Origin of the sequence: Sphaerisporangium viridialbum (assembly GCF_049674955.1) — a bacterium.
GTDB classification, from domain to species: Bacteria; Actinomycetota; Actinomycetes; order Streptosporangiales; family Streptosporangiaceae; genus Sphaerisporangium; species Sphaerisporangium viridialbum.
In genome coordinates this window covers 9,101,157-9,117,713 of record NZ_CP187232.1, presented here as the reverse complement: position 1 = coordinate 9,117,713, position 16,557 = coordinate 9,101,157, and the positions used below count along the sequence as shown (strand labels likewise).

The 16,557-nt window shown below is 71.7% G+C and carries 16 protein-coding genes; 8 read left to right on the top strand and 8 right to left on the bottom strand.

Annotated features, from left to right (window positions below; genetic code table 11):
• Positions 1 to 120: 120 nt before the first annotated feature.
• The gene (locus tag ACOZ38_RS41010) at positions 121 to 813 is read left to right on the top strand and encodes a DUF1707 SHOCT-like domain-containing protein (protein WP_424536258.1); all 693 of its coding nucleotides are present in this window, start codon (positions 121 to 123) and stop codon (positions 811 to 813) included.
• Positions 814 to 868: 55 nt separating this feature from the next.
• On the opposite strand, the gene glpX is transcribed toward ACOZ38_RS41010, so the two are convergent.
• Complete coding sequence (gene glpX / locus ACOZ38_RS41005; protein ID WP_424536257.1) at positions 869 to 1,903, bottom strand: class II fructose-bisphosphatase; 1,035 nt, start codon at positions 1,901 to 1,903, stop codon at positions 869 to 871.
• 144 nt (positions 1,904 to 2,047) lie between these two features.
• On the opposite strand from glpX, the gene ACOZ38_RS41000 reads away from it, so the two are divergent.
• Together ACOZ38_RS41000 and ACOZ38_RS40995 are read left to right on the top strand one after the other, a co-directional pair.
• Positions 2,048 to 2,644, top strand: coding sequence for a TetR/AcrR family transcriptional regulator (locus ACOZ38_RS41000; RefSeq protein ID WP_405141706.1), 597 nt, complete (start codon positions 2,048 to 2,050; stop codon positions 2,642 to 2,644).
• A gap of 107 nt (positions 2,645 to 2,751) precedes the next feature.
• Positions 2,752 to 3,324 (top strand): DUF4245 domain-containing protein, encoded by a 573-nt coding sequence (locus ACOZ38_RS40995; protein WP_424536256.1) that lies wholly within the window; start codon positions 2,752 to 2,754, stop codon positions 3,322 to 3,324.
• Between the two features lie 7 nt (positions 3,325 to 3,331).
• Here the strand turns inward: ACOZ38_RS40995 and ACOZ38_RS40990 are convergent, their stop codons facing one another.
• From ACOZ38_RS40990 to ACOZ38_RS40980, 3 genes are read right to left on the bottom strand one after another with little or no spacing between them, the layout of a single operon-like run.
• Positions 3,332 to 3,571, bottom strand: coding sequence for an exodeoxyribonuclease VII small subunit (locus tag ACOZ38_RS40990; protein ID WP_405141704.1), 240 nt, complete (start codon positions 3,569 to 3,571; stop codon positions 3,332 to 3,334).
• 37 nt (positions 3,572 to 3,608) lie between these two features.
• Entirely contained in the window at positions 3,609 to 4,820 is a 1,212-nt protein-coding gene (xseA, locus tag ACOZ38_RS40985; RefSeq protein ID WP_405141703.1) for an exodeoxyribonuclease VII large subunit, read from the bottom strand.
• A gap of 26 nt (positions 4,821 to 4,846) precedes the next feature.
• A complete protein-coding gene (locus ACOZ38_RS40980; protein WP_424536255.1) occupies positions 4,847 to 5,827 on the bottom strand; it encodes a hypothetical protein in 981 nt (326 codons plus the stop codon).
• 186 nt (positions 5,828 to 6,013) lie between these two features.
• On the opposite strand from ACOZ38_RS40980, the gene ACOZ38_RS40975 reads away from it, so the two are divergent.
• Positions 6,014 to 6,985 carry a 4-hydroxy-3-methylbut-2-enyl diphosphate reductase gene (locus ACOZ38_RS40975; protein ID WP_424536254.1) on the top strand — a complete coding sequence of 324 codons (972 nt, stop codon included), beginning with the start codon at positions 6,014 to 6,016 and terminating at the stop codon, positions 6,983 to 6,985.
• Positions 6,986 to 7,134: 149 nt separating this feature from the next.
• Here the strand turns inward: ACOZ38_RS40975 and ACOZ38_RS40970 are convergent, their stop codons facing one another.
• From ACOZ38_RS40970 to ACOZ38_RS40955, 4 genes are all read right to left on the bottom strand, one after another.
• On the bottom strand, positions 7,135 to 7,845 hold the full coding sequence (locus ACOZ38_RS40970) for a hypothetical protein (RefSeq protein WP_424536253.1): 711 nt from the start codon (positions 7,843 to 7,845) through the stop codon (positions 7,135 to 7,137).
• On the bottom strand, positions 7,842 to 8,477 hold the full coding sequence (locus ACOZ38_RS40965; protein ID WP_424536252.1) for a bifunctional 4-hydroxy-2-oxoglutarate aldolase/2-dehydro-3-deoxy-phosphogluconate aldolase: 636 nt from the start codon (positions 8,475 to 8,477) through the stop codon (positions 7,842 to 7,844). The genes ACOZ38_RS40970 and ACOZ38_RS40965 overlap by 4 nt, the downstream gene beginning before the upstream one ends.
• Positions 8,478 to 8,548: 71 nt before the next feature.
• Positions 8,549 to 9,019 (bottom strand): DUF6542 domain-containing protein, encoded by a 471-nt coding sequence (locus ACOZ38_RS40960; protein WP_424536251.1) that lies wholly within the window; start codon positions 9,017 to 9,019, stop codon positions 8,549 to 8,551.
• Positions 9,020 to 9,123: 104 nt separating this feature from the next.
• Positions 9,124 to 10,488, bottom strand: coding sequence for a DNA recombination protein RmuC (locus tag ACOZ38_RS40955; RefSeq protein ID WP_424536250.1), 1,365 nt, complete (start codon positions 10,486 to 10,488; stop codon positions 9,124 to 9,126).
• 83 nt (positions 10,489 to 10,571) lie between these two features.
• Between ACOZ38_RS40955 and ychF the strand changes: the two genes are divergently transcribed.
• The 4 genes from ychF (at position 10,572) to ACOZ38_RS40935 (ending at position 16,551) form a co-directional block, all read left to right on the top strand.
• Positions 10,572 to 11,648 carry a redox-regulated ATPase YchF gene (gene ychF, locus ACOZ38_RS40950; RefSeq protein ID WP_424536249.1) on the top strand — a complete coding sequence of 359 codons (1,077 nt, stop codon included), beginning with the start codon at positions 10,572 to 10,574 and terminating at the stop codon, positions 11,646 to 11,648.
• A gap of 836 nt (positions 11,649 to 12,484) precedes the next feature.
• Complete coding sequence (locus tag ACOZ38_RS40945; RefSeq protein ID WP_424536248.1) at positions 12,485 to 13,345, top strand: conjugal transfer protein; 861 nt, start codon at positions 12,485 to 12,487, stop codon at positions 13,343 to 13,345.
• A gap of 99 nt (positions 13,346 to 13,444) precedes the next feature.
• The gene (locus ACOZ38_RS40940; protein WP_405141692.1) at positions 13,445 to 13,732 is read left to right on the top strand and encodes a hypothetical protein; all 288 of its coding nucleotides are present in this window, start codon (positions 13,445 to 13,447) and stop codon (positions 13,730 to 13,732) included.
• A gap of 38 nt (positions 13,733 to 13,770) precedes the next feature.
• A complete protein-coding gene (locus ACOZ38_RS40935; protein WP_424536247.1) occupies positions 13,771 to 16,551 on the top strand; it encodes a TcpE family conjugal transfer membrane protein in 2,781 nt (926 codons plus the stop codon).
• Positions 16,552 to 16,557: the final 6 nt, after the last annotated feature.

Below are 16,557 nucleotides of genomic sequence, written 5' to 3'. Positions count from 1 at the left end.
GGCCGAGTCAGATAATTCTGACGGATCTTCTGTCCTGATGTGCTTCGTACCTGGTGGTATTCCGCCAAGTCATGGCGGTAGGGGTATGTCACGGGTCGTCCCGCGGGTTAGTGTCGAGGCGTGGAAGCCCGACGCGGAGCGCCTTACGACCGCTGGAACGACCGCTGGAACCGGCAGGGAGCGCCGGCCCTCAGGCAGTTCCTGGCCGACGTGCTCAACGGCGTGGCGTCCGACCGGAAGGGCCCGGCACCGCAGGAGCTGAGGGCGTCCGACTCCGATCGTGAGCGCGTGGTCACCGTGCTGGGCGACGCCCTGGCGGACGGCAGGCTCACCCAGGAGGAGCACGAGGAGCGCGTCGAGGCCGTCTACAGCGCCCGCACCCTCGGCGAGCTGGTCTCCGTCACCGCCGACCTGCTGCCCGAGCACCTCCAGCCGCTGCGCGCCGACGGGCGGCCGGTCATGGCGCTGTTCCGCTCGGAGCAGCGCGCGGGCCGCTGGGTGGTGCCCTCGAACTACTCGGTCACGGCCGTCGGCACCGGCGTCACGCTCGACCTGCGCGACGCGCTGCTCCAGAGCAGCCACATCACCGTGCAGGCCACCGTCGTGGGCGCGACGCTCACCCTGATCGTCCCGGAGGGCGTTCGCGTGGACATCCCCGCGTCGGCCGTCCTCGGAGGGAAGAAGAACAAGGTGCCGGACTTCGCCCCTCCCGACGCACCCGTGATCGAGATCACCGGCATGATCATGATGGGCAACGTCGTGGCGAAGGTCCCGAAGCCGCCGAGGCGCGGCTGGGCCCGCCGCAGGCCCTGAGCGAGGCAGGTCCGCCGCACAGGGCCGTCGTCCGCTTCGAGGCGCCGTCCGCGGCTCAGGTCGCGGTGTCGAAGTTGATCGCGCTGTAGGCCCGCAGCTTCCACAGCTGGTGCTCGCTCTCCACCTTGCGCACGGTGCCGGAACGGCCGCGCATGACCAGCGAGTGGGTGACCGCCGCCCCGCTGCGATAGCGGACGCCGCCCATCAGCTCGCCGTCGGTGATGCCCGAGGCGGCGAAGAACACGTCGTCGGAGGTCACCAGGTCGTCGGTGGTCAGCACGCGGTCGAGGTCGTGCCCGGCGTCCAGCGCGCGGCGGCGCTCGTCGTCGTCTCGCGGCCACAGCTTGCCCTGGATCACGCCTCCCAGGCACTTCAGTGCGCAGGCCGCGATGATGCCCTCGGGGGTGCCGCCGATGCCGAGCATGAGGTCGACGCCGGTGTAGGGGCGGGCCGCCATGATCGCGCCGGCCACGTCTCCGTCGGTGATGAACTTGATGCGCGCCCCCGTCTCGCGGATCTCCTTGACGAGCCGCTCGTGGCGGGGCCGGTCGAGGACGACCACCATGACGTCGGACGGCGAGCATCCCTTGGCGCGGGCGACGGCGGCGATGTTCGCGGCCACGGGAGCGTCGATGTCGACCGCGTCCGCCGCCTCGGGGCCGGTCGCCAGCTTGTCCATGTAGAAGACCGCCGAGGGGTCGTACATCGCGCCGCGCGGGCTCACCGCGATCACGGAGATGGCGTTGGGCATGCCGAGCGCGGTCAGCCGGGTGCCGTCGATCGGGTCCACGGCCACGTCGCACTCGGCGCCGTTGCCGTCGCCGACGCGCTCGCCGTTGTAGAGCATCGGGGCGTTGTCCTTCTCGCCCTCGCCGATCACCACGACGCCGTCCATCGACACCGTGTTGATCAGTTGGCGCATGGCGTTGACCGCCGATCCGTCGGCGCCGTTCTTGTCGCCCCGGCCAACCCACCGCGCCGCGGCCATCGCCGCCGCCTCGGTGACGCGGACCAGCTCAAGGGCCAGGTTTCGATCGGGCGCGCGCTCTTCTGTGGCCAGCGCGGGTGGTACGGACGTCTGCTCCGACATGGTTACAAGCCCCTCTATATCGTGCGATCGGCGACCGGGACGCCCTGTACTGGACCTACCAGGTTCCCCGCTTTCTAATACAGCCGACTCCAACGATCGTAGTTGTCTCACTTCCGCGGCCGACGGAGGGATACTGTCACCTGCATGAGCAGCGACACGGAACGACCGGTGACTGTGCGCACCTCGGAACGCGGCGCCGCCACGCGCGGTGCCCTCTTGGACGCCGCCAGGGAGACATTCGTCACAAGCGGCTTCGCCGAGGCCGGGGTCACCGACGTCGTCTCCCGTGCGGGGGCCAGCGTCGGCAGCCTCTACCACCATTTCTCGGGCAAGGCCGACCTCTACCTCACGCTCTTCGACGAGTTCCAGAACCGCCAGACCCAGCGCACCAAGCAGGCCGTCCAGGCGGCGCGCGCCGAGGGCGAGTCCGACCCGATGCGCCTGTTCATCGCAGGTGCCCGCGCGTACCTCGAAGGGTGCTTCGACGAGCGCGAGCTCGCCGCGCTGTTCCTGCGCGGAGACGGGCCCCCCGGCTTCGAGGTGATCATGCGCGACCGCATGCGCCAGTGGGCGCGGCGCAACGCCGCCCTGTTCGAGGACGACAGGGGAGCCCTGGTCGTGGTCGTCACGGGCGCGCTGGCCGCCGCCGTGTCCGAGGTGACGCTGTCGGACGACGTGCACGCCTCCAGGAGGCTCGCCGAGGACGTCCTGACGATCATCGGCCAGATCCGGCGCCCGTAACTCGGCCTCCGTGGAGTGGCCGCCCGCGTGCGCCCGGCCGCACGGGCGATCGCGGGTGGCGGGTGCGCGTCCCAGGCCGCCGCCCCCGGCCGGTATTGTCGCTGGTTGTGCGTCGATTCACCGAAGGCTTCTACGGATACGCGTTCGCCGTGCTCTTCTGCCTGGCGCTCGTCGGAGTCTTCCTGCTGATCGCTCCGCAGAGCCGCGAAGAGCACATCCCGAGGGTCGACTACTCGATCACCCTGGCGAACCTGCGCCGCGTCGCGCCGTACGAGGTGCGGGTGCCCGAGCCCGTCCCCGCGAACTGGGTGCCGAACAGCTCCACCGTCGAGCAGAAGCCCTACGTCACCTGGCGGCTGGGATTCGCGACGGCCAAGCGCTCGCACGCCTTGCTGGCCCAGAGCGGCCAGCCCGGCCAGGAGTTCGCCAACCGCATCGCCAACAGCGACAAGGTCACCGGCACCCGGCAGATCAACGGGCAGACCTGGCAGGAACGTTTCCGCCCGGACAAGAAACAGCGCTCGCTGGTCAGCTTCCAGCCCGGCGTCACGATCGTGGTCACCGGCCTCGCCGACTGGGACGAGCTCACGCAGCTCGCCGGGTCGCTGAAGGCCCAGCCCAGGGGGAGCTCCACGATCGAGCCCACCCAGACCTCGACGCCGAGCCCCATCCCGTCCTGAAAGGCCGCTAGAAGGGGGCGTTCTCCGGCTCGGCGCCCGGCTCCTCGCGGCGGGCCATCGCCGCCGCCAGCCTGACCCGCGCTCCCTGCAGCCACTCCTCGCAGATGGCGGCGAGCTTCTCGCCACGTTCCCAGAGCTCGATCGACTGCTCCAGGGTGAGGCCGCCCGTCTCCAGGCGGCGAACCACCTCGGTCAGCTCCTCGCGGGCCTGCTCGTACGAAGGGGTCTCAGCTTTCTCCTCAGCCACGTCACCCACCTTATGGGCAGCCACGGCGTCCGCCCGCTCAGGCCGAGGGCTTCGCCACCGTGACGTCGACGCGGTCGTCGGAGAAGCGCACGCTCAGCTCCTCGCCGGCGCTCAAGCTCGACGCCAGGCGCACGACCTCGCCGGAGGGAAGCTGCACGATGGCGTAGCCGCGTTCGAGGGTGGCGGCGGGTGACAGCGTGACCAGGCGGGCCCGCAGGTGCTCCAGGGAGTCCTCCGCGCGGTCCAGCGACGACGTCAGGCAGCGGCGTGCCCGGTCGCGAAGGCTCTCGGCCTGCTCCGCCCGGCGCTCGATCTCGCGGACGGGGTCGGCCAGCGAGGGCCGGGAGCGTACCGCCGCCACCCAGGAGGCCTCGCGGTCGAGCCGGCCGACCACCACGCGCCGCCCCCGGTCGCGCAGCTGGCGCACCAGGACGAGCTGCTCGCCGACGTCGGGGACGACCTTCTTCGCCGCGTCCGTCGGCGTCGAGGCGCGGACGTCGGCCACCAGGTCGAGCAGCGGGTTGTCCTGCTCGTGGCCGATGGCGCTGACCACCGGCGTACGGCAGGCCGAGACGGCGCGCACCAGCGACTCGTCGGAGAACGGCAGCAGGTCCTCCAGGGAGCCGCCGCCCCGGGCGATGATGATCACGTCGATCTCGCGGTCGGTGTCGAGCCTGTGGAGGGCGTCGGTGACCTCGCCGACGGCGTACGGTCCCTGGACGGCGACGGTCTCGACCTTGAACCGCACGGCGGGCCAGCGGCGGCGGGCGTTCTCCAGGACGTCGCGCTCAGCGGCCGAGTCGCGCCCGCAGATCAGGCCGATCGTGCCCGGCAGGAACGGCAGCCGGCGCTTGCGATCGGCGTTGCCGAGGCCCTCGGCGACGATGATCTGGCGCAGCCGCTCCAGCCTGGCCAGCAGCTCGCCGATGCCCACCGGGCGGATCTCGAGGGCGGTGAACGCGAAGGAGCCTCTGTTCACCCAGAAGTCCGGCTTGACCAGCACGACCACTCGGGCGCCGTCCACCGGGCGGGGCACCGTCGCCTCGTACACGTTGCGGGGGCAGGTGACGCGGGCGGACACGTTGGCGACCGGATCGCGCAGCGTGAGGAACACCGTGCCGCCGCGTGAGGACAGGTCGGTGATCTGCCCCTCGGCCCAGACGGTGCCGAGCTTGCCGATCCACTGCGCCACCATCTGCAACACCGAGCGGATGGGCAGTGGCTGCTCCGGTGAGGTCTTGGCCGTCATGCGGGCAGCCTACAAACCATCCGGGGCTATTCCCCTGCTTCGAGCTTGGCGAGGCGCTTGGCGTACATCTGGACGATGTCGTCCCTGTCCGAGGTCTTCCGCTCGTACTCGATGAGCGACCTGATCTGGTCGGCGGACTTGCCCCGCAGCCGGGCGCGCAGCGAGGCCATGGTGAGGCCGGAGTAGCCGGGGAGGGGCTCGGCGAGCGTCGAGGTCGTGCCGGCGGGGGAGGACGCGGGGCCCGCTGACGGCGCGGACGGCGTGCTCGCGGCGGCGGGGCTCTGCGGCGCGGTCGCAGCCTCGGGCGCGGTGCGGTTGTGGGCGGCGTCGGCCGGCTTGCCCGTCGCGGCCCTGGGCTTCCTCGTACGGGGCTTCGGCTCGGCGGTGGCCGCCTTGGCCTTGGCCGTCGCGGGGGCGGCCTTGGGCTTCGCGACCGGCTCCGCCTTGGGCTTGGCCACCGGCTCGGCCTCGGCCTTCGGCGCGGCGGCGGCTTCCGGCTTCGCGGCCGGAGCGGCTTCGGGCTTCGTCGCGGCTTCAGGCTTCGCTGCCGGGGCGGCCTCGGGGGTCGTCGCGGCTTCGGGCTTCGCTGCCGGGGTGGCCTCGGGGGTCGCGGCCGGCGCGGGCCTCATCTGGGGGGCCGGCGCCGTGGGCGGGACGGTCACGGTGGACTCGGCCTTCGGCGTGGACCCGTTCAGGCTGTCAGCCGGTGTGCTCGGACGGGGGGCGAAGATGACCGGCTCGCGCCTGGCGGGCTTCTCCTCGCGCTCCCCGACCACGACGGGCGACGCCGGGCCACCGGCCGCCCGCACCTCGGAGGCCGCCCTGTCGTCCTCACTCAGCAGCCGCTTGATGCCCGTGCGGATGCGGTCGCCCAGCATCAGGGCCTGGCCGACCCCGGTGAGCGCGGTCTGCAGCACGTTGAGGGGCAGGTCCTTGGCCTTCTCCTTCAACTCGCGCGGATGGGTGACGGTCTTGGCTATGGTGCGGACGATGTCGGTCACTGACATGCCGGCTCCCTAGAGGGTCTGATATTGGACGACCAGTCTCGCCGGACTGTGCCGCATGAGGACAAGGGAGGACGGACAGGGCCGTCGCACACTCCCTCAAGCATAGGAAACCAGATAAACGGTGCGTGTTTACGGATGCCGAGCATGAGGCTGGCAAGGAATCCACGAGCGCATAGCATTGAGGACATGATTCCGGAGACCTCCACGCCCCGTCGTGTCCTGGTGGCCAAGCCGCGCGGTTACTGCGCGGGCGTCGACCGCGCAGTCCAGGCGGTCGAGAAGGCTCTGGAGCGGTACGGCGCGCCAATCTACGTCCGCAAGCAGATCGTCCACAACACCCACGTCGTCAAGACGCTGGAGGAGCGTGGCGCGATCTTCGTCGAGGAGACCGACGAGGTGCCCGAGGGCGCGATCGTCGTCTTCTCCGCCCACGGCGTCGCCCCCGCCGTCCACGACGAGGCCGCCCGGCGGTCGCTGAAGACCATCGACGCCACCTGCCCGCTGGTCACCAAGGTGCACAACGAGGCCAAGCGGTTCGCCGCCAACGACTACGACATCCTGCTCATCGGCCACGAGGGCCACGAGGAGGTCGAGGGCACCGCGGGCGAGGCCCCCGACAACATCCAGCTCGTCGACGGTCTCGACGGAGTCGACGGCGTCCAGGTGCGCGACCCCGAGCGGCTCGTCTGGCTCTCCCAGACCACGCTGTCGGTCGACGAGACCAACGAGACGGTCACCCGGCTCAGGGAGCGCTTCCCCAATCTCATCGACCCCCCGAGCGACGACATCTGCTACGCCACGCAGAACCGCCAGATCGCGGTCAAGGAGATCGCCCGCGAGTCGCAGCTGGTCATCGTCGTCGGCTCCACCAACTCCTCGAACTCCAAGCGCCTCGTCGAGGTCGCGAAGGACGCCGGGGCCGACGCCTCCTACCTCGTCGACAACGCCTCCTTCATCAAGGACGAGTGGCTCGACGGCGTGACCACGGTGGGCGTGACCAGCGGCGCCTCGGTGCCCGAGGAGCTCGTCGAGGCGGTGCTGGCCCGTCTGGCCGCGCACGGCTTCGGCGACGTCGAGGAGGTCGAGTCGGTGGCCGAGAGCGTCCGCTTCGCCCTGCCCCACGAGCTCCGCCGCGACCTCCGAGCAGCCACCCGCTGACCGGGTCCCCGCGGACTGCCTGACGCGGACCTGCCTGACGCGGGCCAGCCTGACGCGGGCCAGCCTGAGGCGGACCCGCCTGACGCGGGCCCGCCGCGCGCTGGTCTCGCCGGTGGCCGAGACCGCCCTCACCGGCTCTCCCGCGAGGGTCAGCCGCTCGTGCGCCACGGGCCCGCCTCGGGGCCGGTGTCGATGACCGCGTCGGCGCGCGCCCGCACGTCGTCGGCGGCGAAGTAGGCCCGTTCCTGGCGTGCCCAGCGCTCCCAGTGCGGGCGGTAGGCCTCGCCGTCCCGGCTGAGCGCCCTCGCCTTCCGCACGGCGAGCGGCGCCTCGGTCCAGACCAGGAACGACAGGTACGGTGCCGTGGCCACCGCTCCGGCTCCGACCCCCTCGACGATCACGACGTCCGAGGGGGGCAGCTCGCGCCACTCGGCGTACGCCCCGAGCGTCCAGTCGTAGCGCCGCCAGCGGGCGGGAGTCCCGCCGGCCAGCGGGCGCAGGATCCACTCCACGAGCCGGTCGACGCCGTCCCGCAGGCCGTCCCAGCCGGGGTAGAGGTCATCCATGTGCACCAGGGCGGCCTCCAGCTCGACCGCGAGCGCGCCGCCCAGCGTCGTCTTGCCGGACCCGGAAGGCCCGTCCACGGCGATCACCCGCGCCCGCTCGGCGCGCAGGCGTACGGCCACCTCGGCCACGCACGCGGACGCCTGGCCCGCGCGGCCGTCCGGAACCTGGGGAGTCGCGGGGGTCTCGGCGGTCACGGGGTCGCCTGAGCAGCGGGGGTCGAGGCGGTCACGGGGGTCGCCTGAATTGCGGGGGCCGAGGCGGTCACGGGGCGTCGCCTGAGTTGCGGGGGTCACGGCAGGGCTTCGCCGTACGGCAGGGATCGGCGGAAGCGCCTGGCCCGCCCGCGCAGCGCCGCGGGGTCGCCGCCGTCGGCCGCGTCGCCGATGAGCGGGGAGCCGACGCCGACGGCCACCGCCCCCGCGTCGAGGTAGGCCGCCACCTGGTCGGCCCGCACGCCCCCCACCGGGATCAGCGGCACGCGGGGGAAGGGCTCACGCAGCCGGGCGATGTAGGAGGGGCCGTGCGCCGAGGCGGGGAAGACCTTGACCGCGGTCGCGCCCGCCTCCGAGGCCGCCCACACCTCGGTCGGCGTCAACGCCCCGATCAGGGTCGGGATGCCGAGCTCGACGCCGCGCGCCGCGCCCTCGCACATGGCCGGGGTCACCAGGAACCGGGCGCCCGCCTCCCGCGCGCCGTCGGCATCGTCCCGCGTCAGGACCGTCCCCGCCCCGAGGACGACCCGGTCACCGAGCGCCGCGTGGATCCTGCCGACGACCGCGAGTGAGTCGGTGCCGGTGAGCGAGACCTCCATCACGTCGACGCCCTCCTCCGCGAGCACGCAGGCGGTACGGAACGACGCCTCGGGATCGCAGCCCCGGATGATCGCCAGCAGGTGTTTCTTCCAGAGCAGACTCAGCAACTCCATGTTTCGGCTCCACGCTCGGTTCGCGGACGGCACGGCAAGATCGAGGGGGAGTCGGCGGCCTGACGCGGGGCTCAGTCGTTCTGCTCCCTCGGGGATCCGTACACGCGAGGCTCGAAGTAGCCCTCGGGCTCAGGAGCGAAGGCCTGGTCGTCGCCCGGCTGCCTTCGCTTGGAGGCGGCGGCGGGACGGCTCGCGCGAAGGTCGGCGCGGAGCTCGCTGACGTTCGCGGGAAGGCCGCGGAACCATGCGGCGGCGAGCACCAGCGCCGCGCCTCCGAACAGCCAGGGCGCCGCCGCCGACAGCTTCGTGACCAGGCCGAGGCCAAGCGCCTGCACTATCGACGGCGCCCCGAACGCGCCGAGCACGGCGCTGACGAAGGTGGCGACGAAGAAGATCAGAGGGGGCGTCACCACGAGGGACAGCAGATCGCGTGGTTGGACGAGGAAGACGGCGGCCAGGCAGGCGACGGAGAAGACGAGGCCGACGATCACCGTCGACCCGGTCACCTCCGACAGGAGCGTGATCACGAAAATGAGCGCCATGGCACCCCGGGCGGTCAGCCTGACGCCCGGTCGCGCTTGCTCCTTTGTCACCACTGTCGCCCCCTCCGAGCCTGGTCGGCGGCCACACGGCCGGCAGGCTGGCCCTACGACAAGTCTTGCGCCAACTTACCGTTCAGAGGCGGGGCCGGGAACGGGCTTGCCGTCTCTTCACCGTGGGGTTGCGGGGTCTCTGCCCCCGCCTGTCCGAGCGGCTCCCGATCGAGGTCCTCGCCGACCAGTTCGGGCATGGAAGGTCGCCTGGGCAGGTCCTCGACGAGGTCCGGCTGGGGGAGCGGCCCGTCCACCAGGCCGAGGTCGTTCAGCTTGCGGGCGCTCACCAGCACGCGGCTCTCCAGCGAGCCGACCGTCTTGTTGTACGCCACGACCGCCCGGCTCAGCGCCTTGCCCACCGCGTCGACGTTGCGGCCCATGGCGCCGAGCCGCTCGTACAGCTCCTTGCCGAGGTCGAAGACCGCGCGGGTGTTCTCGCTCAGCGCCTCCTGCTGCCAGGCGTACTGGGCGGTGCGAAGCATGGTGATCAGCGTGGTCGGGGTGGCGATGTGGACCCGCTTGTTCATGGCGTACTCGAGCAGGCCCGGGTCGCGCTCCAGCGCGGGGGCCAGGAACGCCTCCCCGGGGATGAACAGCACGACGAACTCGGGGGCCGGGCTGAACGCCTGCCAGTACGCCTTGGCGGCCAGCCTGTCGACGTGGTCGCGCACGTGGCGGGCGTGGGCGTCGAGCCGCACCTCCTGCATGTCGCTCTCGCCGGCCTCCGCGGCCTCCAGGTAGGCCGCGAGCGACACCTTGGAGTCCACGATGATGTTCTTGCCGCCCGCGAGGCGAACCACCATGTCGGGCCGTACGACCCCGTCGGAGGTCACCGCGCTCGCCTGCTCGTCGAAGTCGCAGAACCTCGCCATGCCGGCGATCTCGGCGACCCTGCGGAGCTGCAGCTCTCCCCAGCGCCCGCGCGCCTCCGGCCGCCGCAGTGCCCTGACCAGGGCGGTCGTCTGGGTCTTGAGCTGCTCGGAGCTGTGCCGCACGAACTCCATCTGCTTACCCAGCTCGGCCTGGGCGACGCGGTTGCCCGTCTCGCTGTCGCGAAGCTGGTCCTGCACCTTGGCCAGGGTCTCTCTCAGCGGGGCGACGAGGTTCTCGACGGCCTGCCTGCGCTGCTCCAGGTCGCCCGCGGCGTCGGCGCGCGAGGCGGCGAACCGGCTCTCGGCCAGTTCGAGGAAGCGCAGGTTGTTGACGTCCAGGGCCCGCGTGGACAGCGACTGGAAGTGCCGGGTCATCTGCTCCTCGACGTAGGCGACCTTGTCCTCGGCGGCCTGGGCCCTCGCCTCGGCCAGCGCGACCCTGCCCTCGGCCTCGGATGCCCGGGCCGTCGCCCGGGACCGGCCGAGGACGAAGCCGATGACCAGCCCCGCGGCCAGCCCCACGGCGAGTTGGAAGGCGAGTGCCATGACGTCCACCTTCCGCATGATTCCAGTCGCGCGGCCCCCGCGCGTGTCCGGCGTACGGCCGGGGCACCGTAAACTCGGCGAACGTGAGCCTGAGCATCGGCATCGTCGGCCTGCCCAACGTCGGCAAGTCCACGCTTTTCAACGCGTTGACCAAGAGCGGCAACGCTCTCGCGGCGAACTACCCGTTCGCCACCATCGAGCCCAACGTGGGGATCGTCGGCGTGCCCGACTCCCGGCTGGGCAAGCTGGCCGAGATCTTCGGTTCCGCCAAGATCCTCCCGGCGAAGGTCGAGTTCGTCGACATCGCGGGCCTGGTCAAGGGTGCCTCCGAGGGGCAGGGGCGAGGCAACCAGTTCCTGGCCAACATCCGTGAGACCGACGCGATCTGCCAGGTGATCCGGGTGTTCACCGACCCCGACGTCACCCACGTCGACGGCGAGATCTCCCCCCGGCGTGACATCGAGACGATCAACACCGAGCTCATACTCGCCGACCTCCAGACGATCGAGAAGGCCCTGCCGAGGCTCGCCAAGGAGTCGAAGTTCAACAAGGACCGCAAGGGCGTCCTCGAAGCGGCGGAGGCCGCCTCCAAGATCCTCGACGGCGGCACCACCCTCTACGCCTCGGGCATGGACCTCGCCGACCTGCGCGAGCTGCACCTGCTGACGGCCAAGCCGTTCCTGTACGTCTTCAACCTCGACGCGGACGAGCTCACCGACGAGGCCCTGCGCGCCCGGCTGTCGGAGCTGGTGGCCCCGGCCGAGGCGGTGTTCCTGGACGCGAAGATCGAGTCCGAGCTGGTCGAGCTGCCGGACGACGAGGCGCTGGAGCTGCTCCAGTCGGTCGGCCAGGAGGAGTCCGGCCTGACCCAGCTCGCCCGCGTGGGCTTCGAGACCCTCGGCCTGCAGACCTACCTCACGGCCGGTCCCAAGGAGAGCAGGGCCTGGACCATCCGCAAGGGCGCCACGGCCCCGGAGGCTGCGGGCGTCATCCACACCGACTTCCAGCGCGGCTTCATCAAGGCCGAGGTCACCTCCTTCGCCGACCTGGTCGAGGCAGGGTCGCTGGCCGCGGCGAGGTCCGCGGGCAAGGCCCGCATCGAGGGCAAGGACTACGTGATGCGCGACGGCGACGTAGTGGAGTTCCGCTTCAACGTCTGACCGTCTTCGGCACGTACGATCGCCTCCGGCGCGCCACGGCCGCGCCGGAGAGGCCGTCACCAAACGCGCTCGCCGGTGCGTGACCCTGAGACCCGCGGATAGCAATGCCTGGCTGTCAGGTAATCGAGCGGGGCTTCCCGCCGCGCGTAATCTCCAGTGTTTGGGTCGGTTGTGTGCCCCGCCGGGGTCGACGGCCGTTGACGTGGCCGCCGTGCGCCGACTCGCACGAGCAGCCTGGCGGAAGGGAGGCCGGTGCGTGCGGACGGTTCGCTGCCTCCCGGCCGAGCCCGACGCCTTCTCCACCGTTTCCACCGAGAGGTCTTCGCGGATCGGCGCGCGCGGTCCGTTCACCTGCGTGAGCAGGGATTATGTCGGCAATGCAAGTCGTTTCCCATCTGGTGCGAGCTTTGTCCGTAATGCGGATTCTCATGCGGGTGTCACTCGTGGCTCACCGGCGAACACGGGCCCTGTGTCCTGCGTGAACTCTGCGGACGCGTTCCTGAAACCGGAGGAAGACCGACTTGGTCTGCTACGTGGATGCCTGCAGCATGGGCGTGGCTTTCCTGGAACAATTGGTGGGGCGGCTAAAGTGAATACTTCACCATGGATAACAGGATCGACAGTAAGACAACAGCGCGTCAGCCGGGGGGATCGGCGCGAGCGGAGGCGTGATGGCTCGCAGGTCAAACGTCCAGCAAGGTCTGCGGACCTCTGGCGAACCCGAGCATTCCGCGTACCCTCCGTCGCCCTACGATCAAGGCCCTGAGCACATGCCGGTTCGGGGACGCAACGCACCCCGCCGCGGCGGATGGTCCGGTGGGGGCGGGCGTTGGCTGGTGTGGACGGGCAGGGCCGTGCTGTGGGCCGTGATCATCGTGATCGTCGTCAACGGTGTCCGCGCGCCCATCGAGCGCATGGCCCAGGGCAGTGAGCCCACGGGCACGTCCGCGAGCCCCACGACCTCCGGGTTCCCCACGGCCGACGCCGCGGCGTTCGCCGGCCAGTTCGCGGCGGCCTATTTGAGTTTCGACGGTTCCAAGCCCGACGACAGGGCCGAGCGCCTGAAGCCTTTTCTTCCCGAAGGCGCCGAGCGCCAGTTCGGCTGGAATGGGCTCGGCCGCATGTCAGCGGGTGCGTACCAGTTCTCCGGCATCGAGGTCACTGACGCGCAAAATGCCATTGTGACCGTTTTCGCCCAATCCGGTGCGCAGCGCTGGAAGCTTTCCGTGCCGGTTTACTACTCCGACGGCAAGTTCGTGGTCTCCGGCCAGCCCGCCCTGCTGCCGGCCGGAGGTCCCGCCGGCCTGCCCCAGCTCCCGCAGGTGGAGCACGACGACACCGCTGAGAGCGAGCTCCGACCGCAGCTCGAAGGCTTCTTCAAGGCCTACGCCGCGGGTGACGCCACGCAGCTCCAGCGTTACGTCGCCCAAGGCGTGACGCTCGACGGCTTCGACGGCAACGTCACGCTGGCCGAGCTCAAGAGCGTCAGCGCTCCCCCCGGCGGCACCAGCCGGGAGATCACCGCGGTGGTCGTGTGGGGCCTCCCCACAGGCGCCACCCCGTCGCCCGCGGCCACGAACACCGATCCGTCCGTGCAGGCGGCCGGGCTGGAGCAGGCGTACCGGCTCCTCGTGGAGAAGCAGGGCGACAACTGGTACATCAAGAACATTCGCGGTGCGACCCGGTCCGCGGGGTGAGGCCGGGCGGCGATGGGAGCGAGGGAGCGGCAAAGGGAGCGCGACAACCCGGACCGGTCCGAGGACCGGCCAGCGCGACCATGAGCAGGAGGACGAAAGTTGATTCTGAAAACCATCGTGGAGCACTCGCTGGAGCTGGTGACGCCGTCGGCGCCGCCGTCCGGCGGGGTGAACACCGCGGGCCTCGCGGACTTCCTGCGGAAGTTCTTCGCGCCCCTGTTCCTTGTCGTGGTCTCCGTCGTCGCGATCTTCTTCCTCTTCACGCGGGAGATCACCAGATTCGTCCAGTTCATCATTCTGGCGGTCGCGATCGGTGTGATCTTCTATGTGCCCAACGTCATCGAGGTGACGGCCAGGGCGATCGCGGGGGCGCTCGGCATCAAGTGAGCGCCACCGGAAGGCCGTGACAGGGAGAGGAGGATCGGGTGGACCTGCCTACCTATACCAATATCTGGCGGATTGAGAAGCGGCTCTACAAGCTGTACGACCTTCGGCTGCCGATGCCGCTTCCGATCGTCTGGATCGGTGTGTTCGTGGGCGTGCTGGTCCCATGGTCGATCCTTCTGATGCTCGTCAGGATCCCCTTCGACGCGCCGTGGCACGTGCTCTACCTAGTGCCGCCGGGCATCGTGACCTGGCTGTCGACGCGGCCGGTGATCGAGAGCAAGCGGCTCAACGAGCTGCTCCAGTCCCAGGTCCGCTACCTCGGCGAGCCGAAGGCCTGGTGCCGCCTGGCGCCGGTCGACGAGCCCGACGAGATCACGTTCACCGCGCGGGTGTGGAGGTCGGCTCCGCAGGCCGCGCTCCTCGTGTCCGCCGACACCGCGAAGTCCGCCTCCCGGGCGCGGCGCGGCACCAGGGCGAAGCCCAGGCACACTGCGCCCCGGCGCAGGCCGCTGGAGGCCTGGGGCCCCGCGCGGCAGCTCCCGTCCGTCAAGGCGGGCGCCCGCAGGGGTGCGGTCGTCCCCGGCGAGGTACGTCCCGCCGTGGCCGCCGCCGCGGCGGCCGTGACCACCCTGCCCACGGCCAAGCCCCCCCTCCGCGTGACCGAGACCCCGGTCCGTGCGACCGAGACCCCGGTCCGTGCGACCGAGACCCCGGTCCGTGTGACCGAGACCCCGGTCCGTGTGACCGAGACCCCGGTCCGTGTGACCGAGACTCCGGTCCGCGCCGCCGAGGCTCCCGCTCGCGGGGCCGAGGCTCCACGGCGGTTGACCGAGCGGCCACGTCTCACCTGGGGCGCCGTGGCGACCCACTCGGCCCCCGGGCTCCCGCCCGGCACGTCCTCGTCGCCCGACGCCTCCGTGCCCGCTCCCGCCCGGGCCCTCGAACCCCCAAGGCCCACCCCGGACCGCGTCACCGACATCCCGCGGCCCAAGGCCGGCCGCATCGCCGAGCTCCCGGCATCGGGGCCGGAGCAAGACCCCGACGTCCCGGCGTCGAGGTCCACCCAGGGGGGCCTGTCCGCCACGCAGGCCGGTCCGCCGGTTCAGGAGCCCGCGACCGCGGAGACCCACAGAGCCACGCAGCCTGCGGCTCCGATCGGCACAGAGGCGCTGCGCCGCCTGCGCAGGCTTGCGGCGTCCGCCGAGAGCCGCGGGCCCGCAGCGTCCGCGGAGAGTCGCGGGCCCGCGACGCCCAAGCCTCAGGCCGCCACCCCGGAGCCGGAGCTTCGTACGCCACAGCTTGAATCCGCCACCCCCGAGCCCGAGGCCGACACTCCGGAGGCTGGGGGCCACGCGGCTGCCGGCCATGAGGCCACGGCGGGCCACGCGACTTCGGGCCATGCGGTCACTGCGGGCCACGCGACGGAGGGCCACGGGACGGAAGGCCACGCGACGGAGGGCCACGCGGGGATCGCGGGTGTCTCGTCCGTGGGGGGCGACCCCGATGCGGAGACGGAGCTGCGCGAGCAGCACCGCAAGGGCCAGCCGCCGCGCCCGGCCGCGTACACCCGGTTGCCCGAGGCTCGTACGGTCTGGCCGGTGTCCCCGTCGCGCACGCCGGAGACGCCCGTCCCTGCGGACCCAGGCCAGACCGCGCCCAAGCCCCTGACCACGGGCCCCGTCCAGTCCGTCTCCAAGCCCCTGACCACGGGCCCTGTCCAGCCCGTCTCCAAGCCCAAGCCGGCGGTGCCGAGGAGTCCGGTGCGGCCGGCGGCGGGTGAGCACGGGGCGCCGCCGGTGTCCATCCGGGCGGTGCCGGGGCCCGGCACGACCGCCGATCCGGCCGCGCCGTCCGTGCCCGTGCCGGTCCCCCGTACGGGCGACGAGCCGCGCGTGCGTCGCGTCGAGTCCGTCGTTGGCCGTGACCAGACCGGAGGCTGGCGGCGTCTCGCCCAGGTGGTCGTCGGGGGCGGCGGTCCGAACCGCAACGACGGCATCGAGACCGACGAGGCGAGGGCGCGCACGGTGCTCACCGGCAGCCGCCGCATCGTCGTGCTCGGCTGCACCGGCGGCGCGGGGCAGACCACGACCACGCTGATGCTGGGCCACACCCTCGCCCGTTACCGCGAGGACCGCGTCATCGCCGTCGACGCGAACACCGGAGACCACACGCTGACCGGCCGCATCCCGGCGGACTCGCCCGAGACGCTGACCTCCCTGCTGTCAGGGCTGGACGGCGTGAGCGGCTACCTCAGCATGCGGGCGTACACCACCCGGTGCGAGTCGGGTCTGGAGGTCGTCGCCTCCGACGCCGACACCGCGGCGGCCCGCCGGCTCGCCGACCAGGGCCTCTTCTCCGACCAGCGGCTGGCGCAGGCCATGCGGGTGCTCGACCGCCACTACCGGCTGATCCTGGTGGACCCCGCCGCGGCCGTGGCGGCGCGCATGCTGCCGTACGCCGACCAGCTGATCCTGGTGGCCCCCGCCAGCGAGGACGCCCCCGACGCGGTGGCCATGACCTTCGACTGGCTCGACGGGCACGGGTCGACCGAGCTGCGCCGGCGGGCGATCATGGTGATCAACGGCGTGAGCCGTCGGAGCATGGGTGGTGTGGAGCAGGCGGAGGCCGTGGCCCGCGGCCGTTGCCGTGCGATCGTCCGCGTCCCCTGGGAGGACGAGCTGGCCCCCGGGCAGCCCGGCCACGCCCAGCTGACCCATCTCCGGGCCGGAGGCCGCAGGGCGTACGTCGCCCTCGCGGGAGTCGTGGCAAGCGGGCTGGCGGCGGCGAGCCGCCCGAGCGAGGAGGAAGTGGCCCAGTGACCAGGG